General features: G+C 72.3%; 17 protein-coding genes. 3 read left to right on the plus strand and 14 right to left on the minus strand.

Translation table 11 applies throughout. From position 1 onward, the window contains the following. Positions 1-97: 97 nt before the first annotated feature. From ACIQ9E_RS05850 to ACIQ9E_RS05885, 8 genes are all read right to left on the minus strand, one after another. Positions 98-1,405, minus strand: coding sequence for a P450-derived glycosyltransferase activator (locus ACIQ9E_RS05850; protein ID WP_403702485.1), 1,308 nt, complete (start codon positions 1,403-1,405; stop codon positions 98-100). Positions 1,406-1,468: 63 nt separating this feature from the next. After that, positions 1,469-2,230, minus strand: a complete 762-nt coding sequence (locus ACIQ9E_RS05855; RefSeq protein WP_403702488.1) for an SDR family NAD(P)-dependent oxidoreductase — start codon at positions 2,228-2,230, stop codon at positions 1,469-1,471. After that, positions 2,223-3,581 carry an activator-dependent family glycosyltransferase gene (locus ACIQ9E_RS05860; protein WP_403702491.1) on the minus strand — a complete coding sequence of 453 codons (1,359 nt, stop codon included), beginning with the start codon at positions 3,579-3,581 and terminating at the stop codon, positions 2,223-2,225. The genes ACIQ9E_RS05855 and ACIQ9E_RS05860 overlap by 8 nt, the downstream gene beginning before the upstream one ends. Then, positions 3,581-4,531 (minus strand): aromatase/cyclase, encoded by a 951-nt coding sequence (locus ACIQ9E_RS05865; protein WP_403702494.1) that lies wholly within the window; start codon positions 4,529-4,531, stop codon positions 3,581-3,583. The genes ACIQ9E_RS05860 and ACIQ9E_RS05865 overlap by 1 nt, the downstream gene beginning before the upstream one ends. Positions 4,532-4,563: 32 nt before the next feature. After that, positions 4,564-5,349 (minus strand): SDR family NAD(P)-dependent oxidoreductase, encoded by a 786-nt coding sequence (locus ACIQ9E_RS05870; RefSeq protein WP_403702497.1) that lies wholly within the window; start codon positions 5,347-5,349, stop codon positions 4,564-4,566. Between the two features lie 8 nt (positions 5,350-5,357). Then, entirely contained in the window at positions 5,358-6,602 is a 1,245-nt protein-coding gene (locus tag ACIQ9E_RS05875; RefSeq protein WP_403702500.1) for a ketosynthase chain-length factor, read from the minus strand. Then, the gene (locus ACIQ9E_RS05880) at positions 6,599-7,879 is read right to left on the minus strand and encodes a beta-ketoacyl-[acyl-carrier-protein] synthase family protein (RefSeq protein ID WP_403702503.1); all 1,281 of its coding nucleotides are present in this window, start codon (positions 7,877-7,879) and stop codon (positions 6,599-6,601) included. Before ACIQ9E_RS05880 ends, ACIQ9E_RS05875 begins: the two co-directional genes overlap by 4 nt. Then, the gene (locus ACIQ9E_RS05885) at positions 7,879-8,229 is read right to left on the minus strand and encodes a putative quinol monooxygenase (protein ID WP_403702506.1); all 351 of its coding nucleotides are present in this window, start codon (positions 8,227-8,229) and stop codon (positions 7,879-7,881) included. Before ACIQ9E_RS05885 ends, ACIQ9E_RS05880 begins: the two co-directional genes overlap by 1 nt. Before the next feature lie 186 nt (positions 8,230-8,415). Here ACIQ9E_RS05885 and ACIQ9E_RS05890 point away from each other — a divergent pair, with 186 nt between their 5' ends. Together ACIQ9E_RS05890 and ACIQ9E_RS05895 are read left to right on the plus strand one after the other, a co-directional pair. After that, entirely contained in the window at positions 8,416-8,892 is a 477-nt protein-coding gene (locus tag ACIQ9E_RS05890; protein WP_403702509.1) for a SnoaL/DnrD family polyketide biosynthesis methyl ester cyclase, read from the plus strand. Between the two features lie 94 nt (positions 8,893-8,986). Continuing rightward, on the plus strand, positions 8,987-9,607 hold the full coding sequence (locus ACIQ9E_RS05895; protein WP_403702512.1) for a disulfide bond formation protein DsbA: 621 nt from the start codon (positions 8,987-8,989) through the stop codon (positions 9,605-9,607). A 79-nt stretch (positions 9,608-9,686) separates the two neighbouring features. Here ACIQ9E_RS05895 and ACIQ9E_RS05900 read toward each other — a convergent pair whose 3' ends face one another. The 4 genes from ACIQ9E_RS05900 to ACIQ9E_RS05915 all read right to left on the minus strand — a co-directional run bounded on the left by ACIQ9E_RS05900 (position 9,687) and on the right by ACIQ9E_RS05915 (position 13,755). After that, entirely contained in the window at positions 9,687-10,580 is an 894-nt protein-coding gene (locus tag ACIQ9E_RS05900) for an alpha/beta fold hydrolase (protein ID WP_403702515.1), read from the minus strand. A 66-nt stretch (positions 10,581-10,646) separates the two neighbouring features. Continuing rightward, positions 10,647-11,756 carry a methyltransferase gene (locus tag ACIQ9E_RS05905; protein ID WP_403702518.1) on the minus strand — a complete coding sequence of 370 codons (1,110 nt, stop codon included), beginning with the start codon at positions 11,754-11,756 and terminating at the stop codon, positions 10,647-10,649. Further along, a complete protein-coding gene (locus tag ACIQ9E_RS05910; protein ID WP_403702521.1) occupies positions 11,753-12,988 on the minus strand; it encodes an acyl-CoA dehydrogenase family protein in 1,236 nt (411 codons plus the stop codon). Before ACIQ9E_RS05910 ends, ACIQ9E_RS05905 begins: the two co-directional genes overlap by 4 nt. Further along, positions 12,985-13,755: an NAD-dependent epimerase/dehydratase family protein gene (locus tag ACIQ9E_RS05915; RefSeq protein WP_403702523.1), complete on the minus strand. Its 771-nt coding sequence runs from the start codon at positions 13,753-13,755 to the stop codon at positions 12,985-12,987. The genes ACIQ9E_RS05910 and ACIQ9E_RS05915 overlap by 4 nt, the downstream gene beginning before the upstream one ends. A 195-nt stretch (positions 13,756-13,950) precedes the next feature. Between ACIQ9E_RS05915 and ACIQ9E_RS05920 the strand changes: the two genes are divergently transcribed. Next, complete coding sequence (locus tag ACIQ9E_RS05920; protein ID WP_403702526.1) at positions 13,951-15,093, plus strand: glycosyltransferase; 1,143 nt, start codon at positions 13,951-13,953, stop codon at positions 15,091-15,093. A 3-nt stretch (positions 15,094-15,096) separates the two neighbouring features. Here ACIQ9E_RS05920 and ACIQ9E_RS05925 read toward each other — a convergent pair whose 3' ends face one another. Continuing rightward, entirely contained in the window at positions 15,097-16,743 is a 1,647-nt protein-coding gene (locus ACIQ9E_RS05925; RefSeq protein ID WP_403702529.1) for an FAD-binding oxidoreductase, read from the minus strand. Between the two features lie 60 nt (positions 16,744-16,803). Then, complete coding sequence (locus tag ACIQ9E_RS05930) at positions 16,804-18,180, minus strand: activator-dependent family glycosyltransferase (protein WP_403702531.1); 1,377 nt, start codon at positions 18,178-18,180, stop codon at positions 16,804-16,806. Positions 18,181-18,194: the final 14 nt, after the last annotated feature.

Below are 18,194 nucleotides of genomic sequence, written 5' to 3' on the forward strand. Positions count from 1 at the left end.
TTCGATCAGACCAGTTGAATCAACGATAGTACCTCTACTACAAGCGGTACAAGTCACATGACAAGCAGGGTTGGTGACGTACCGTCCGGGACGGGGGTCAGCGCGTCAAGGGAAGCTCCAGTACGGCTCCGGTGACCGCGGACCTCAGCCGCCGCAGTACGGGTCCGGTGCGCCGCACCCCGGGCGCCTCGGCGGACAGGGCGCGGAGCCCGGACTCGGCCAGGAGCCGTACCAGCGGGGCGAGCAGCGTTACGGGCAGCTCCCCCGAGAACACGGGCAACACCGGGAGGTCCGGCTGCCGCCCGCTGCGCTCCGCCGCGGGATCGAAGACGGCGGGTTCGGTACCGACCGCGGTGTCCCGTAGGGCCGCCTCCAGCGCCACCACGACCTGGCTGCCCGCCGGGACGGCGGTTCCGGCCAGTTCCAGATCCTCGTGCGCGTACAGCGGTACGAGCCGGACGGGAGGGGCGTACCGCAGGGTCTCCTCGACCACCGCGGGCGCGAGGCCGGGATTCTCGCACAGGCTCCGCCACACCTCGGGGTGGTCGAGGAGGGCGGCCACCGCGGCGCAGAGCACGTTCGCCGCCAGCTCGGAGCCGACGAGGGCCACCAGTGTGCACACCGAGCGCACTTCGTGCTCGGGCGCCGCCGCGAGCAGGGCGCTCACCGGATCGTCCCCGGGCTGCTCGCGCCGCCGGGCGATCAGATCGCCGAGCAGGGCTCCCATGCCGTCGACCGAGGTGATCAGCTCGTGTGCCGTGCGCAGATGCGGGGAGCACACCATGGCGTCCAGGGCGCCCGCCCCGCCGCGGACCAGCGCGGCGAAACGGTCGTGATCCTCCTCCGGTACGCCGAGGATCTCCCGTACCAGCCCGGCGGCGAACCCGTCCGCGATATCGGACCGCAGGTCGAACTCGGTGCCCGCGGCGGCGAGGGCGGCGCGCAGCGCCTGCTCGGCCGCGGGCCGCCACCGCTCCAGCGCCTCCGCGCCGAGCAGCGGTTCCAGCAGTTCGCGTACGCGTTTGCAGTCGGCGCGGCCCGCGGTCAGGAACAGCTCGCCGAACGGCAGGATCTCGCGCAGGGCGGGCACCTCCCAGGGCATGGGCTCCCGCTGCTCACCGGCGTCGTCGTCCGCGGCCGGCGCGTCCGCGTCGGGGTGCCGGAAGCTCAGCCGGGGGTCGGCGAGTGCGGCGGCCGCCACCTCGTGCCGGGCCGTCACCCAGGCTTCGGCGCTGCTCCAGTACAGCGGGCCCCGTTCGCGGATCAGGTCGCCGAGCCGGTGGGGGTCGTCGGAGGCGGCCCGCAGCAGCAGCGCGTAGGGGTCGTCCTTGGTCCCGATGATCCACTGGACGCCGCGGTGCGTGAGCAGCACACGGCCCAGTTCGCTCTCGGTCATGCTCGCCATGTGGTCAACTCCGCTTCTCCGAGGCCCCGTTCGCGTGGGGCCCCGGTATCGGGTCGTGCCGGGTCAGGTCAGGGAGAGGCCGCCGTCGACCGGAAGTACGGCGCCGGTCAGATAGCGGGCGTCCGGCCGGGTCAGCTGGGCGATCCACCAGGCGATCTCCTCGGGGGTGCCGACCCTGCCCTGGGGTGTCAGGGCGCCGACGTGGTGGAGCAGGCCCGTGTACTGCTCGGGCGACATGCCCGCCCGCTCCGCGAATCCGGAGTCGACCAGACCGGGGGCGACGCCGACGACGCGGATGCCGCGCGGTGCGAGTTCGACCGCCCAGGTGCGGGTCAGGAAGTCCAGTGCCGCCTTGGCGGCGCCGTAGACGCTGTTGCCCGCCCAGGCCCGCGATCCGCGGGCGCCGGATGAGCTGACGTTGACCACGGTGCCGCCGCCGTCGGCGGCGAGGGCGTCGAGCGCGCTGTGGACGAGCAGCACGGGCACTGCGAGGTTGGTGGCGAGCTGGGCGGCGACCTGCTGCGGGTCCACATCGGCGAGGGCGCGGTGGCCGAGGAGTGCCGCGTTGTTCACCAGGACGTCGATACCGCCGAGTTCGCGCAGGGCGGTGTCGACGACCTTCTGCGGCGCGTCGGCCTCGGTGAGGTCGACGGCGAGGGTCCGGATGGTGTCGTACCCCTCCGCGGTTCCGGCCAGGTCGGTGGCGGTACGGCCGACGACCAGGACGGCCGCGCCCCGGTCGGCGAGGGCGCGTGCGGTGGCCCGGCCGATACCGGAGCCGCCTCCGGTGACCACGGCCGAGCGGGGGGCTGCTGTCTCAGGCATGATTCCTCACCAGGTCGTCTTCCGGGGCGTCGGGTCCGGTGGCGGTGCGGCGGCGGTGTTCGGCGGTGAGCGACTCCAGTACGGGGACGATGTCCCGCGGGGAGGGGGTGCCGAGGGTCTCCCGGCGCAGCCGGCCGGCCGCGGCGGCGAACGACGGCTCGCCGAGGAGCCGTCGGAGTGCGGAGCGCAGGGCGTCGGCGGTGAGGGTCTCGGCGTCCAGGCGGAGGCCGGCGCCCGAGCGGGCCACCAGATCGGCGCGGATGCCGTTGTCCCACATGGTGCCGGGCACCAGGATCTGCGGAACTCCGTGCAGAAAGGCCGCGTGGACGGTGCCGGAGCCGCCGTGGCTGACGATGGCCGAGCAGCTCGGCAGCAGCGCGTCCATGGGGACGAAGTCGACGGCGCGGACATTGCCGGGAAGGCTGTCGACCTCTTGGAGCTGGCGGGCGTTGAGGGTGGCGACGACCTCGACGTCGAGTCCGGCGACGGCGTCGATCAGCTCGCCGATGGAGGCCTGGTCACCGCCCATGACTTCGCGGTGGGACACCCCGAGCGTCAGGCACACGCGCGGGCGTTTGGGCTCTTCGTGCAGCCAGGGCGGGATGCTGCCCCGGCCGTTGTAGGCGATACAGCGGACCGGGACGTACGGCAGGTCCACCGGGAGCCGCAGGGACGTCGGCACCGGGTCGATCGTCCACCGGCCGACCACCAGCTCCTCGGTGAACGTGCCTCCGTAGCGTTCCATCACCGGGCCGAGCCACTCCCGCAGGGGGTCCTCGCGCAGCGCGGGCGGCCGTTCGGCGACCTCCGCCAGATAGCTCTCGCGCATCCGGCCGACCAGGTCCAGGCCGAACATCAGCCGGGCGTGGGCCGCGCCGGTCACCTCGGCGGCGACGGCCCCGGCGAAGGTCAGCGGGTCCCAGACCACCAGATCGGGCCGCCAGTCGCGGGCGAAGTCCACCAGATCGCCGATCATCTCGGCCGACGAGTAGTTCTGGAAGACCGCCGAGGTCATGGCGGTGAACACGCCGTGCATATGGTCGTAGGTCAGCTTCTCCGGGCGGAGTTCGTCCATCGCCAGCAGAAGCTGGGCGTCCGGGGTGTCCTCGCCGGAGGAGTCGTACTCCTCCCGGGAGGCCTCCTCGCGTTCCCGCAGCTCCTCCATCACCCGGTCCTCGTTCAGCTCCCGGCCGACGGGGACCGCGGTCAGGCCGGTCCGGGCGATCACGTCCGCGAGGTCGGGGTGGCTGGCCAGGCGGACGTCGTGCCCGGCGGCCCGCAGCGCCCAGGCGAGCGCGACCTGGGCGTGGACGTGGTTGCGGGCGCCGAAGGTGGTGAACAGGACCCGCATCAGCGGTCCCGTACGGCTCGTTCGGCGTGCTCCTTGGCGAGGAGCATCGTCGCGGTGCTGTTGCGGCCGAGCGCGTCGCGGACGAAGGTGCGCGCGTCCTGGACCGTGGCGCCCTCGCCGAGGACGGGGACGACCGCTTCGGGGTTGAGGACGACGGTGTGCGTCGAGGTGACGGTGCACCCGGACGGGCTCTTCTCGACCTGCCAGCGGCCGTTGTGGACGGTCATCAGCGCCGGGGTCCGGAGCTGCTTGTAGACGATGGTTCCGGCCGGGAAGCAGACCCGTACGGACTTCGTCGTGTGGACCGCTCCGTTCGGGGTGAGCGTGTCCATCTCCAGCAGTTGCAGATGGGGGGTGGTCTCGTCCAGCTCGACGCGGTTCACATGCGGCAGCCGCTGCTCCCACTGGCCCGCGTCGTAGAGGAAGGCGTAGACCTCGGCGGGATCGCCGGCCACTTCGACGACGTCGTCGAAGTGCAGGGACAGTTCGCCGCCGCCCTCGGGGTTCTGTTCCGCGGCCCTCTTGAGGGCGCCCAGTTCCGCACCGCTGTTGCGGTCGACGGCCCGGGTGATCCAGTCCACGCCGTCCGGGTCGTCGTCGACGGCCCGGAAGTCGTGGGTGAGGCGGACGAGGGTGGTGGAGTCCGGCTGCGGTTCGATGATCCATTCGCCGCCCATCGCGGCGACCGGCGGCGACGACACCTCCTGCCGGAAGCTCACCCGCAGGCCTTCGGGGTTCAGGACGCGGCGCGAGGTCCAGGTCTTGACGGAGTCGTTGGCGGTCGCCCAGATCCGGATGCGCTCCTCACCCGCGGTCCGCTCCAGGACGTCCACGTGCACGGTCGGGGGGAAGACCCGCGGCCATGCGTCGACGTCCGCGATCAGACCGTAGACGGTACGGGCGGGCGCTGCCACGGTGATCCGGTGTTCGGCTCGGTGCTGGTTCGTCATGATGCGGGTCTCCTGGTCCTCGCGCGGGGCCGTCAGTAGTTGCCGAGTCCGCCGCAGACGTTGATCGCCTGCGCCGTGACGGGGGCGGCCTGGTCGGTGACGAGATAGCCGACGAGCCCGGCGACCTCGTCCGGGGTGGTGTACCGGCCGAGCGGGATCTTCGCCTCGAACCGCTCCAGCACCGCCTCCTCGGTGGTGTCCCAGACCGCGGCGTAGCCCTGGCGCACCCGCTGGGCCATCGGTGTCTCCACATAGCCGGGGCAGACCGCGTTCACCGTGATCCCGGTCTTGGCCAGCTCAAGGCCCAGCGCCTTGGTGAAGCCGACGACACCGTGTTTGGACGCGGAGTACGGGGCGCCCAGCACCACGCCCTGTTTGCCGCCGGTCGACGCGATGTTGATGATGCGGCCCGTGCCCCGTTCCAGCATCCGGCCCGTGGTGAGCGCCTCCCGGGTGACCCGGAGGACGCTGTTGAGGTTGGTGTCGACGACGTCGAGCCACAGTTCGTCGGTGATCTGCGCGGTGGGGCCGCCGCCGCTGCGGCCCGCGTTGTTCACCAGCACGTCCACCGGTCCGTACCGGTCCACGGCGGCCCGGACGAGGGCTCCGACCTGCTCGGTGGAGCGCACGTCGCACACCTGCCCCGCGACCTCGTACCCCTTGTCGCGGAGCCGTTCGACGGTCAGCTCGACGTTCTCGGCGTCCCGGGCGCAGATGAACACGCGCTGTCCGAGCCCGCACAGCAGGGTCGTGACGGCGAGCCCGATACCGCTGGTGGCACCGGTGACCACGGCACACCGGTCGTCTTGGGGGGACATGTCTCTCCTCATCGTCGTCGGGTTCGCTCTCGGGTTCGCTGTCGGGTCACGACGGCGGCCGCGTTGAAGCCGCCGTGTCCTCTGGCCAGCACGAGCGCGGCGGCCACCGGGGCTTCGCGGGGGGTGCGGACCAGGTCGATCCCGTATTCGGGGACCGGCTGCCGGACGTTCGCGGTCGGCGGGATCACCCCGTGGCGGATGGCCAGGACGGCCGTCGCCAGGTCCAGGGCCGCGCCCCCGGCGCCGAGCCGGCCGGTCATGGTCTTGGGCGCCGTCACGGGTACGCCGTGCGCACCGAAGACGGCACGGACGGCGTCCGCTTCGGCGCGGTCGAGTTCGGGGACGCCCGCGGCGTCGGCGAACACGACGTCGATATCGCCGGGTTCCAGTCCTGCTTCGTCGAGGGCGAGTTCGGCGGCCCGCCGCAGATTGGACGGCCGGCCCGTCCCGGGCGGCGGATCGAAGGCGGAGGCGCAGCCCGCGATCTCCCCGTACCAGGAGTGGACGCCACGGGCGCGGGCCGACTCCGCCGACTCCAGCACGAACAGGGCGCCGCCTTCTCCGGGTACGTATCCGGAGGCGTCGGCGTCGAAGGGCAGGTACGCCCGCTCCGGATCGTCCACGGTGCTGATCCGGCCGCTCGCGAGCTGTGCGACCCAGCCCCAGGGCGACGGCGAGCCGTCGACACCGCCCGCGATCACCATCCGGACGTCCTCGCGCAGATGCCGCCGGGCCTTCGCCAGGGCGTCCAGGCCGCCCGCCTGGTCGGTGACGACCACACCGCCCGGTCCGCGCAGTCCGTGGCGGATGGAGACCTGGCCGGTGTTGACCGCGTAGAACCAGGCGAAGGACTGGTAGGCGCTGACGTGCTCCGGGCCCTTGCTCCAGAGGTTGTGCAGTTCCCGGTGGCCGAACGCGAATCCGCCCGCCGAACTGGCGGTGACGACACCGATGTCGTACTCCGGCAGTGAACCGGGCTCCACCCCGGCGTCCTCGATCGCCCATCCGGCGGCGACCAGCGCCAGCCGGGTCATATGGTCGGTCTGCGGGATGAGCCGGCTGGGGATGCCGTACTCCTGCGGGTCGAAGCCCTGGATCTCACCGGCCAGCCGGCTCGGGTAACGCTCCGGGTCGAAGCGGCTGATCGGGCCGATCGCGGGCCGCCCGGCGAGTGTGCGGTCCCAGTGGGGGGCCGTACCGAGGCCGGTCGGCGCGAGCACACCCATGCCGGTGATCACGGCGGCGGGTGTCATGATGCCGCCCCGTCCGGGCCGCGCAGCACCATCGCGCTCTGGAAGCCGCCGAAGCCGCTGCCCACGGTGAGCACCGCGTCCACCCGCTGCTCCCGGGCCGTCAGCGGTACGTAGTCCAGATCGCACTCGGGGTCGGGTTCGTGGAGATTGGCGGTGGGCGGGATGGTGTTGTGTTCGATGGTGAGTGCGCAGGCCGCGATCTCCAGGGAGCCGATGGCCCCCAGGGAGTGCCCGATCATGGATTTGATGCCGCTGACGGGCACCCGGCGGGCGTCCTCGCCGAGGGCCCGTTTGAAGGCCGCCGTCTCGTGCCGGTCGTTCTGTACGGTGCCCGAGCCGTGCGCGTTGACGTAGTCGATGTCCTGCGGGGCGATCGCGGCCCGCCGCATGGCGACCCGGATGGCCTCGGCCATCTCCTTCCCGTCGGGGCGCAGTCCGGTCATGTGGAAGGCGTTGGAGCGGGAGGCGAAGCCGCTGATCTCCGCGTACACATGGGCGTCGCGCCGCCGGGCGTGTCCCAGCTCTTCGAGGACGAAGACGGCGGCGCCCTCACCGAGGACGAATCCGTTCCTGGTGCGGTCGAAGGGCCGGGAGGCGTGTTCGGGTTCGTCGTTGCGGGGCGTGGTCGCCTTGATGGCGTCGAAGCAGGCCACGGTGATCGGGGAGATCGGGGCGTCGGTGGCGCCGGCCACCATCACATCGGCCGAGCCTTCCCGGATCAGCTCGACCGCGTGCCCGACCGAGTCCAGCCCGGAGGTGCAGCCGGTCGAGATCAGCGATACGGGGCCCTCGGCGCGGACGTCGCGGGCGACTTCGGCGGCGATGGAGCTGGGCACGAAGTAGTCGAAGAGATGCCGTCCGGCGTAGGAGTCGTCCACATGCCATTGGCGCCCGCCGTCGCTGACGACGGAGTACTCGTCCTCCAGGCTCATGGTGCAGCCCACGGCGCTGCCGATGGTCACTCCGGTCCGCGCGGGGTCCAGTTCCGCGAACTCCAGCCCGCTGTCGGCGACGCTCTCCCGGGCGCTCACCACGGCGAACTGGGCTGCCCGGTCCATCCGCCGGGCCTGTTGCGGGGTCAGTCCCTCGCGCAGCGGGTCGAAGTCGACCTCGGCGGCGACCTGGGAGCGGTAGGCGCCGGGGTCGAAGAGGCTGATTCTCCTGGTGGCCGTGCGACCGGCGGTCAGCGCGTCCCAGAAGGGCTTGCGCCCGACGGCGTTGGGGGCGACGACACCGATGCCGGTGATGACGATGCGGCGGCCCGCGGAGGTGGCCATCAGCGGTCCTCCGCCGCCGTCCGCTCCCCCGACACGTACTGCCGGGGTACGTACAGGCCGGGCTCGCTGGTGCCCAGTTTCCGCACCGCCGCCGCGTGCGGCGCGAAGGAGGGGGCGCCGACCGCGGCGCGGAAGGCCCGCGCGTCGCGCCAGTGCGCTATGTTGACCCACCGGGTCGGGTCCTCGGCGTGCCGGTGCAGGGTGTAGCGGAGGAAGCCGTCACGATCCGCCAGGTACCGTCCGGTCTCGGCGAAGGCCTTCTCGAACTCCTCCTCCGAGGCGTGCACGGTAAACCTGTTGACGAAGGTGACCACCCCGCTCCCGGTGGGATCAAGGCCGTTCGGTTGCATCTCATCGCCTCTTCTCACGTGCGACGTCGGGCTCTGACGCTGTGGCGTCGTCCAACGTGGGCGTCGTCTCTCGCAGCCCGCTCAACAGCCCCTGGACCGGTGGTGCCGGCGGACCGCGGGAAGGTCGAGCGGCCGTGGAGCAGCGGGTCGAGCGAACGTCGACCCCCTGCCGATCGGGGTGTTGGGATGCTCGTCGGTGACGAGTACACCGAGATCCGGAGGCGCGCGATGAGTCAGAACGTCGAAGCGGTACGGCGGATGGTCAAGGCGTACAACACGGGCAACACCGACGACGTCCACGAGTTCATCCATCCCGAGTATCTGAATCCGGCCACCATCGAGCACGGCATCGGTGAGGGCCCCCAGGCCTTCGCGAAGGCGGTAGCCTGGGTGCGGATGACCTTCTCCGAGGATGCGCACCTGGAGGAGGTCAAGATCGAAGAGCGGGGCGACTGGGTACGGGCGTATCTGGTGCTCCACGGCCGGCAGGTCGGCCCCATGGTGGGATTCGCGCCGACGGGCCGCCGTTTCGCCGGTGAGCAGATCCATTTGCTGCGTTTCGTCGACGGCAGGATCAGGGACCACCGTGACTGGCCGGAGTACCAGAGCACCTACCGGCAGCTCGGTGAGCCGTGGCCCGAGGGGGACGGCTGGCGCCCGTAAGGAGTCTCCTGCGGAGCGGGCCCGGCGGGATCCGGACGACCCGCGGGATCCGCAGGAGACGATCCGGCACAAGACCGTACGAGGAGCCGAACCGATGACCGAGCAGCGAACCGTCGACTTCTGGTTCGACCCCGTATGCCCGTACACATGGATCGCCTCGCGGTGGCTGGTGGAGGTCGCGAAGGTGCGGCCGGTGACCATCCGCTGGCGGGTGATGAGCCTGTCCGTGCTCAACGAGCACCGGGACGACAACCCCGAGGGCGAGTGGGAGGACTACATGTGGGCGCCGGTGCGCCTGTGCGCGGCGGTGGAGGAGCGGTTCGGGCAGCAGGCGCTCGGTGACCTCTTCACGGCCCTGGGCACCCGCTTCCACCTCCAGGAGGACTGGGGGAACCTCGCGGGGGCGCTGGCGGACGCCGGGCTCCCCGAGGAGCTGGCGGAGGTCGCCGGGTCCACCGACTACGACGGGGCGATCCGCTCCTCGCATGCGGAGGCCGTCGCCTTGGCGGGCGGCGATATCGGCACCCCCGTGGTGTCGGTCGCCGGTCCCGGCGGTGAACGGGTCGGGTTCTTCGGGCCGGTCGTCTCGCCCGCTCCCGCCGGGGAGCTGGCGGGCCAGTTGTGGGACGGCTTTCTCCTCATGGCCGCGGTGCCGGGGTTCTACGAGGTCAAGCGCACCCGGAACGAGGAGCCCCGCTTCGACCTGTCCGGCTGACGCGCCACGGCCGCCGGCGGGATCCGCGTCGGGCGCGGGGGTACGGGCAGCGGCGCCGCTGCCCGTACCCCCGCGCCCTTCAGCCGTACCGGAGCACGTGCCGGAGGACGGCTTCGGCGAGCGGGCGGTGGACCGAGACCGGCAGTGCGTGCCCCATGCCGTCGATCTCCACCAGCTCCGCGCCCGGGATCAGATCGGCCAGATGGCGGCCGTGCGGCGGCGGGGCGATCGGGTCCTCCGTCGCCTGTATCACCTGGGTGGGGACGCGGATATCGCGCAGCTCGGGGGCGCGCTCGCGCGGCGGCGGCTGCACCGCGTAGTGCGACTGCGGTTCGCGGAGGGCGCCCGAGTGGTCGATGGCCTGCTGCTCCCACCGCCGGAAGTCGGCCGCGCCGAAGGGGACCGCGTCGCCCGAGAACAGGTGCCACCGGCGCACCCGCCGGTCCAGCTCCGCCTCCGGCCCGTCGGCGTCCTCGTTCATGACGGCCAGCGCCTCCAGGAACCGTGGCTGCGGCAGCGGAAGGCCGTCGGCCGACGGCTCGTTGGCGAAGGCGCGGCGGATACTGTCGGGGAAGTCGACGTCGAGCGCGCCGCTCAGCATCATCGACATGCTCAGCATCCGCTGCGGATGGTCCAGCGCGACGAGCTGGCACAGGACGGCGCCCATCGACATGCCGACGAAGTGCGCCCGTTCGATCCCCCAGCCGTCGAGCACCGCGACGGCGTCGGCGGCGAGCTGGAGATATCCGTACGGGCGCTCGGCCGGGTCCCAGCCGGTGGAGCGGCCCACCCCCCAGTGGTCGTAACGGATCACGTGGAAACCACCGGCGGCGAGCCGTTCGACGAACTCGGCCGGCCAGCTCAGCGCGGTCAGGTTCCCGCCCGCGATCAGGAGCAGTGCGGGATCGGCGGGGTCGCCGAAGCCCTCGCTCCACAGCTCTACATCCTTCGACGTGACGGTACGTTCTGCCACGGGGACCTCCCTCTCGGCTCCTGGAACCCTCGGTTCCGTTGGTCGGCGGTCGTGGTGCGGACGGGATCAGCGCGGCGCCAGCTCCCAGAGGCAGGAGTCCAGCGGCACCTTGGGCGATACCAGGGGTCCGGTCTTCGAGACGATGTCGAGGCCGGCGGCGGCGGCCAGCTCGGCCCACTCCCGGTCGGTCCGGACCCGGCCGCCGAGGAACACCAGCATGCGCAGGTCCAGCACGCTGAAGTACAGGTCGGACGTCCGCGTCCCGCCGGACGGCGCCTCCGCCCGCTCCAGCAGGACGATCCGGCCTCCGGGCCGCAGGGCGTCCCGGCAGCGCCCCAGGATCCGCAGCGCGTCCGGATCCGACCAGTTGAGGAGGGTGAACGACAGCACGACGATATCGGCGGTCACCGGCAGTTCGTCGAAGAAGTCGCCGCCGACGACGTCGATCCGGCCGGCCGTCCCGGTCGCCGCGATGCGCTCGCGGGCCCGCGCGGCCGCCCCGGGCAGGTCCAGCAGGGTGCCGCGGGCCTCGGGCGCGGCCCGCAGGATCGCGGTCAGCAGGCCGCCGGGGGCACCGCCGACGTCGAGGATGTGCCGGGCCCGGGTCCAGTCGTACGCGGCGACGGGCGCGGCGAAGGCCGTGTCCTCACGGGTGGTCATCAGGGCGTCGAAGGAGGCGCCGAGGGCGTCGTCCTCGGAGAGGTCGGTCCAGAACGGTCTGCCGTAGTGGGCCTCGTACTGCGGCCGCCCGGTGCGGACCGCCTCCCGCAGTCCGAGGAAGGTCAGGTCGGCGCGGCCGACCGCCTGGTCCAGGTCCAGCCAGGAACGCTGGCGTGACGGGTGGTCGTCGGCGAGCAGATCACCGACGGCGGTCGGGGCGTAGTGGCCGGGCCCGGACTCCGCCAGGACTCCGGCCGCCGCCAGATGCCGCAGCAGCCGGGCCAGCGCGTCGGCGTCCGCTCCGGTGGCCTTCGCGAGGGCCTCGGCGCCGGTGGCGCCCGCCCGCAGATGGTCGACGAGCCGCAGGGTCGCCGCGACCCGCAGCGCCATCGGGGTCACCAGGTTCGACATCCGGACCAGCGCGTCGACGTGCCTCCGGTCCCCGCCCGCTCCTTCTGCGGCCGTTCCTTCTGCGCCCGCTCCTTCTCCGGCTGTTCCGCCGTCCGTACGGCTCATGACGCGCCGCCCGCGATATCCGTGCCGAGGGCATGCGCGCTCAGGTGGTCGACGGCATCGGCGTAGGTGAAGGGCTGCATGAACCAGCCCGCCCGGACGTCGCGGTAGTGCCGGGAGAGGGGGTGGTGGGCGGTGAACGACGCCCCGCCGACCAGGGTCATACAGTCCTCGACGATGCTCGCCGCGGTGCGGTTGACGATGAGCTTCGCGTACTGGAAGGGGGCCATCATCAGCCGGCCGCGCTCGTCGGGGTCGTCCGTCGCCCGGTACGCGTAGTGGTCGGCGTTGACCAGTGCCGCCGCGAGCGCGGTCCGCAGCGTGTAGAGCTTCACATCGAGTTCGGCGATCATGGTGCGGACCGCGGCGGCCGGTTCGCCGCCGCGGCGGGCGAGGCCCGCGACGGTGAAGTCGCGTGCCGCCTGGGCGATCCCCGCGTACACACCGAGCAGTCCGATGGAGCTGACGGTCTGGCCCGCCATCGCGGCGTCGCTGCGGACGCCGACCGGTCCCCGCAGGAAGACATCGGCCGCCGGGACGGGGCAGTCCTGGAAGACGACCTCGGTACTGGCGGAGGCCCGCATGCCCATACCGTTCCAGTTGTCCGGCGCCTTCAGACCGGGGGAGTCGGCGGGCAGGAAGGCGGAGGCCGTCAGCGGGGGGCCGGAGGCAGGGCGGGTCTGCGCGGCGACGACGAAGTGCGTGGCGTACGGGGCCATGCTGACCAGGATCTTCCGTCCCGTCAGCCGCCAGCCGCCGTCGGCCGCCGGGACGAGTTCGGTAGTGACACCCGCATCCTTCAGGGCGCCGCTGATCAGCGCCTTCTCGGTGCCCATCAGCCGGAGCAGCCGTTCCGCGAGGGGCCGCCCGGTGTCGGTGCCGTGCTCACGCTCGTACGACATGGTGATGCCGCGGCTGAACTGCATATGCAGCGACAGCGCGACGGAAGCGTCGGCCTCGGCGATCCGTTTCACGGCGAGGCAGACGTCGTGGACGCTGCTCACGCCCAGTCCGCCGAATGCGGCGGGCACGGTCGCGGCGAGTACGCCGTCGGCCCCCAGACGCCGGACGAGGCCGAGGGGGAAGGTGCCGGTGCGGTCGTGCTCACCGGCGCCGGACGCGATGCCCGGCAGCTGTCTGCCCAGTATCTCCAGCAGGGTGCGGCCCTCGGGGGTGCGGGGTTCGGTGAGGTCTCCCGCCGGGGCCCCGCCCGTACTGCCGGACTGATCCGTCATGGCTGTTCCGTCCTTCCCGTCCGGACGACGTCCGCGGGGCGCGCCGCCATCAGATATCGGTCGATGGCGGTCCGGTGGTAGCCCGGCCCGAATCCCAGCCGGTCGACCTCGGGAACCAGCCGCCGCAGTTTCCGTACCGAGGGGCAGTGTTCGATGCTGTCGTCGGTGACCTGCCAGCGGGCCGAGACCCCGAGGCGGCGTTCGAGGTGCCGTACGACGGCGGCCACCTCCACACAGTCCCCGGAGGCGACGTTCACGGTCTCGTCGCACACGCCGGTACGGAGCAGTGCGTCGACGGCGGTGACGAAGTCCGCCACATGGAGCAGGTCCCGGCGGGCCCCGCGCTGGACCCGCACCCGGCTGGCCAGCACCTGGGCGACGAGCGCAGTCAGGAGGCGGAAGGGGGGTTCGTCCGGGCCCAGCACATAGCCGAGCCGCAGGATGAGATGGCGGACTCCGGAGGCCTTGATGGTCCGTTCGAGGTCCAGTTTGTGCTGCCCGTAGCGGGTGGAGGCGGCGGGCGGGCCGTCCTCGTCGCCCGGTCCGCCGGGGCCGCCGTACATGCTGACGGTGGAGAAGAACACCAGCATCCGGTCGTGCCCCAGGCAATGCCGGATCGTGTCGTCGACGAGTGCGGTCTCACGGCGGTGTTCGGTGTCGGGCAGCGGATGCGTGGGGACGCCCGCGGCCAGCACGGTGGCCCCGGGGTGCCCGGCCGCGAGCGGCGCGAGGTGTCGTGCGAGGAACCCGTTCCCGATGATCTCCATCTGACAAGGCAGTCCTTCGGCTCGCTGGGGGCACCGACCTTCGCAGCCGGGTGTCGAAGGAGACTCGAAAGTGCCCGGACAGCGGGGCGAGGCCCGGTCGGAAGGGCGCTTCAACCAGGCTCCGCGCGCCCTCAAGGACCCGGGTGGAGGGTGGGCGTCACCCACCTCATCCTTCTGATGACGCGAGGAGTTCCCATGCGCGCTCTGTTCGTCAGCTCCCCCGGGCTGGGGCATATCTTCCCCACCGTGCCCCTGGCGCACGCGCTGACCGCATCGGGTCACGAGGTGCTGTACGCCCAGGGCGGGGACGTCGGCTCGGTGGCCGCCGCCGGCGTCAATGTCGTCGATGTGACCCCCGGTCTGGACTATGCGACGGTATTCCGGCCCGAGGAGATCGACTTCAGCGTGGACGGCGGGGACGAGTTCGTCGCCGCGCTCTTCGCGAAGGTCTCGGGGGTCACCGTCGACCGGGTGGTGGAGGTCGCCCGGAGCTGGTCCCCCGATCTGGTCGTCCACTCGCCGTTGCAGGGTGCCGGACCGCTGGCGGCGGGGGCGCTCGGAGTGCCTGCGGTGTCCGTGGTGACCGGTCCTGCGGACAGTGCGCCGCGTATCGACGGTCTGCTGCGGGACCATATGAAGGACCACTATCGGCGGCACGGTGTCGCGCCGGAGCCGGTGCCCGGATTCCGGCTCAACTCGATGCCGCGGAGCCTGCTGGAGCTGCTTCCGGAGCAGGTGCGCGGGGCCGACGACATACCGGTGCGCTATGTGCCGTACAACGGCAACGGCGAACTGCCCGGCTGGCTCCTGGAGCCGCCGCGGCGGCCGCGGATCGCGGTCACGCTGGGGTCGATCGCGGGCCTGTGGGGCGGGCTTGCCGTGCTGGCGCCGCTGGTCGCGGCGGCGGCGGACACGGATGCCGAGTTCGTCGTCACCCTGGGTGGCGGCGATCCGTCGCTGCTGGGGGAACTGCCGCCCAATGTGACGACGGTGGACTGGCTTCCCCTGGCTCCGCTGCTGGCGGTCTCCCACGGGCTGATCCACCACGGCGGGTCGGGCACCACGGCGGTGGCGATGGCCCTCGGGGTACCGCAGTGCGTGATGCCGCTCAGCCCCGACCAGAAGGACAACGAGCGGGCCGTCGTCGAACGGGGCATCGCGATCGGGGCGGCGGCCGAGACCGTCGGCACGGCGGAGTTCCGGGCCCTGCTGGAAGACGACGGAATGCGCCGGGCCGCGGCCGCGGTCCGTGATGAGACGGCGGCGATGCCGTCTCCCGCCGCGCTGGTCGGACGGCTGGAGGCCCTGGTGCGGACAGGGCCGGAGGACAGCCCGTGAGGGTCAGCGGCCCGGGGGCCGGACGGACAGGGCGTGGCGGAATACGTTCCCCGGGTCCCACCGCGCTTTGACCCGCTGGAGCCGCGGGTAGTTGTCCCGGTAGTAGAAGGTGTGCCACGGCACCCCGGAGGTGTTCCACCGGGGATCGGCCAGATCGGCGTCCGGGTAGTTGATGTAGGCGCCGCCGTTGGCCGCCCCGGGCACGGGGACCCCGCCGGTGTCCGCGTACACGTCCCGGTACAGCTCGCGCACCCAGGCCAGTTGTCCGTCGCCGGAGACGCCCGGCCACCACGAGGTCTCGTACGTGGCGCTGAACAGGCAGTCCCGGTGCGGGATCGCGGTGGCGGACGCCGGGACCGTGTTGATCCTGCCGCCGAGGGTGGAGAGGTAGACGGCCGACGCCTGGTGTTCGTCCCCGCCCCGGTTCAGATGGCGGTGGAGGGTGCGGATCTGGGTCTCCGTCCAAGCCGTGCGCAGCAGCCCGGCCTTGGACTTGAAGGGGTAGCGGCCGCCGGCGTACGGGTCGGCGGTCAGGGTGGACTTCATCCACAGCACGGTGGATTCCTCGGTCTCGTGGCGTACGCCGGTGTCCGCGGTGATCGCGGCCGCGTACTCGCGGAGGAGCTGCTCGCCGTCCGGCAGGGAGCCGTCCACACTGGCCACGAGGGTGAACCGGCCCGCCGCCCGGTGGTTGAGGACGAACCAGCTGCTGAGCGGCGCGTACCGGGAGCCGGTGCCGGACTCCCGCTCGTGCCAGGTTCCGTGGTTGCGCAGGATCCGGACGAACGCGGACTCGGTCATGTCCGCCCATGACCAGCCGATGGTGACGGAACGTATCGTGGCCGGGGGGCGGGGCAGCAGGGTGGTGGGATCGTCGCCGCGCGCGCCGGGTGAGCGCATCAGATAGCGGGTGACGATGCCGAAGTTCCCGCCGCCCCCGCCGGTGTGGGCCCACCACAGGTCGTGGTGGGGGTCGGCGGGGTCACGGGTGGCCCGTACCCGGCGCGCCCGGCCGTCCCGTCCGGCGACGACCACCTCGACTCCGTACAGATGGTCCGCGACGAAACCGTGCCGGCGGGAGAGCCCGCCGTATCCGCCGCCCGCGAAATGGCCGCCCGCGCCGACGCCGGGGCAGGCGCCGGCCGGTACGGTGACGCCCCAGCCCAGGTAGAGGCTGCGGTACACATCACCGAGCGTCGCGCCGGACTCGACGGCGAAGGCGCGGTGCGCCGGATCGTAGCGGACGGACTTCATCTCGGAGACGTCGACGACGATCTGTACGGCCGGGTCGTCGACGAAGTCCTCGAAGCAGTGTCCGCCGCTGCGGACGGCGATCCGGCTGCCCGTCCGCAGCGCCTCGTCCACCGCGGCGACCACGTGCTCGGCGCGGTGGACGAGGCGGATGGACTCGGGGCGGCCGGAGAAGCGGCCGTTGTAGCCTCTGGCGTTCAGTTCGGCGTAGCGCGGATCGTCGGGCCGGATGTCCTTGGCCGGGGGCGCCGGAAGGCACTCACCGGCCCCGGGCGCCGCCGGGGCCCTGCCGACACCGGTCTCCGCCGCCGCCGTACCGGCACCGCCGAGTGCCACGGCACCGCCGGCCGCGGCGCCGCTCGCCAGGAATCCCCGGCGCGAGAAATCCTTCACTGCCACTCCCCCGTCTCCTTGTCGGTGATCCCGGTGATCCCGGTGGCCCCGGTGGGTCCGGGGCCGTCAGCTCCGTACGGGCTCCGGCCCGGCGCCGTGCCGGGCCGCCGCCAGCTCTTCGAGGACCGGTACGACGGCACTGGGAGCGGGCAGCTCCCCCGACTCCCGGCGCAGTGCGGCGGCGGCATCCGCGAAGGAGCGTTCCTCCAGCAGCCGCCGGAGCAGGCCGCGGAGCATTCCGGCGTCGGCCCGTTCCGGCTCGGCGACCCGCAGCCCGGCTCCGCGCTCCTCCAGCAGCCGGGCCTTGTGGTCGGTGTCCCATACCCCGTCGGGGAGGATCAGCTGGGGCACCCCGCAGCTCAGAGCGGTGTTGAAGGTGCCCGCACCGCCGTGGTGGATCACCGCGGAGCAGCTGGGCAGCAGCGTCTCCAGCGGGACGAAGTCCACGACGCGGACGTTGTCCGGTATCTCGGTGACGGAGGCGAGCTGGGCCTTGTTGAGGGTGGCCACCACCTCGGCGTCCACTCCGGCGACGGCCGCGAACACCTCGTCGAGCGGCACCCGGTCGGCGCCGAGCAGCTCGCGGTGCGACACGCCGAGCGTCAGGCAGATCCGGCTGCGGGTCCGCGGTTCGCGGAGCCAGGCCGGGAGGACGGAGCTGCCGTTGTGGGTCACCATCCGCATCGGTACGCGGTCCACCCCGACCGGGAACCGCAGGGACGGCGGCAGCGGGTCGACGGTGCGCTGTCCGACGACGAGGTCCTCGCCGAACTCGCCGCCGTACTGCCGCATGGTCCAGCCCAGCCACTCCTCCAGGGGGTCCTCGCGACGGCCCGGGGGCAAGCGGCGTACCGCTTCGAGATAGGGCTCCCGCATCCGTCCGATGAGGTCCAGTCCGAAGAGGAGCCGGACGTGGGCGGCGCCGCTGGCCCGTGCCGCGACGGGTCCGGCGAAGGTGAGCGGGTCCCAGACGACCAGGTCCGGCTGCCACCACCGGGCGTGGCGGACCAGTTCGTCGACCATCGCCGGGGCGGAGTACTGCTGGAAGACGTGCGTGGTCATGGCGGTGAAGACGCCGTGCATGTACTCGTAGGACAGCTTCTCCGGACGGATCTCGGTCATGTCCGTCCAGTACTCGAAGCGTTCGGCGACGGCGCGGTAGTCGTCCGCGCCGCCCGCCTCGTCCCACGCTCCGGGGTCCTGGGACGCACCGTCCCCGCTCCCGCCGGATCCATCGGCCGCTTCGTACGATTCGAGCTGTGCCACCAGGTCGAGCGCGGCACCGGCCGTCACGGCGGTCAGACCGGTGCCCGTGATATCGGCGGCGAGGTCCGGCTGACCGGCCATCTGGACCTCATGACCGGCTGCCCGAAGCGCCCACGCCAGCGTGACCTGCGCGAACAGATGGGACTTCGCGGTGTGTGTGGTGAACAGGACCCTCATCGGGCACCCCTCTT

This window comes from Streptomyces sp. NPDC094448, assembly GCF_044763775.1.
GTDB lineage: Bacteria > Actinomycetota > Actinomycetes > Streptomycetales > Streptomycetaceae > Streptomyces.

What these genes read in the sequence shown, in the direction of transcription:
- ACIQ9E_RS05885 (WP_403702506.1), bottom strand. Translation starts at nt 8,229, where the DNA reads ATGCAACCGAACGGCCTTGATCCCACCGGGAGCGGGGTGGTCACCTTC.
- ACIQ9E_RS05920 (WP_403702526.1), top strand. Translation starts at nt 13,951, where the DNA reads ATGCGCGCTCTGTTCGTCAGCTCCCCCGGGCTGGGGCATATCTTCCCC.
- ACIQ9E_RS05915 (WP_403702523.1), bottom strand. Translation starts at nt 13,755, where the DNA reads ATGGAGATCATCGGGAACGGGTTCCTCGCACGACACCTCGCGCCGCTC.
- ACIQ9E_RS05875 (WP_403702500.1), bottom strand. Translation starts at nt 6,602, where the DNA reads ATGACACCCGCCGCCGTGATCACCGGCATGGGTGTGCTCGCGCCGACC.
- ACIQ9E_RS05880 (WP_403702503.1), bottom strand. Translation starts at nt 7,879, where the DNA reads ATGGCCACCTCCGCGGGCCGCCGCATCGTCATCACCGGCATCGGTGTC.
- ACIQ9E_RS05890 (WP_403702509.1), top strand. Translation starts at nt 8,416, where the DNA reads ATGCTCGTCGGTGACGAGTACACCGAGATCCGGAGGCGCGCGATGAGT.
- ACIQ9E_RS05855 (WP_403702488.1), bottom strand. Translation starts at nt 2,230, where the DNA reads ATGCCTGAGACAGCAGCCCCCCGCTCGGCCGTGGTCACCGGAGGCGGC.
- ACIQ9E_RS05865 (WP_403702494.1), bottom strand. Translation starts at nt 4,531, where the DNA reads ATGACGAACCAGCACCGAGCCGAACACCGGATCACCGTGGCAGCGCCC.
- ACIQ9E_RS05895 (WP_403702512.1), top strand. Translation starts at nt 8,987, where the DNA reads ATGACCGAGCAGCGAACCGTCGACTTCTGGTTCGACCCCGTATGCCCG.
- ACIQ9E_RS05850 (WP_403702485.1), bottom strand. Translation starts at nt 1,405, where the DNA reads ATGGCGAGCATGACCGAGAGCGAACTGGGCCGTGTGCTGCTCACGCAC.
- ACIQ9E_RS05930 (WP_403702531.1), bottom strand. Translation starts at nt 18,180, where the DNA reads ATGAGGGTCCTGTTCACCACACACACCGCGAAGTCCCATCTGTTCGCG.
- ACIQ9E_RS05905 (WP_403702518.1), bottom strand. Translation starts at nt 11,756, where the DNA reads ATGAGCCGTACGGACGGCGGAACAGCCGGAGAAGGAGCGGGCGCAGAA.
- ACIQ9E_RS05860 (WP_403702491.1), bottom strand. Translation starts at nt 3,581, where the DNA reads ATGCGGGTCCTGTTCACCACCTTCGGCGCCCGCAACCACGTCCACGCC.
- ACIQ9E_RS05870 (WP_403702497.1), bottom strand. Translation starts at nt 5,349, where the DNA reads ATGTCCCCCCAAGACGACCGGTGTGCCGTGGTCACCGGTGCCACCAGC.
- ACIQ9E_RS05910 (WP_403702521.1), bottom strand. Translation starts at nt 12,988, where the DNA reads ATGACGGATCAGTCCGGCAGTACGGGCGGGGCCCCGGCGGGAGACCTC.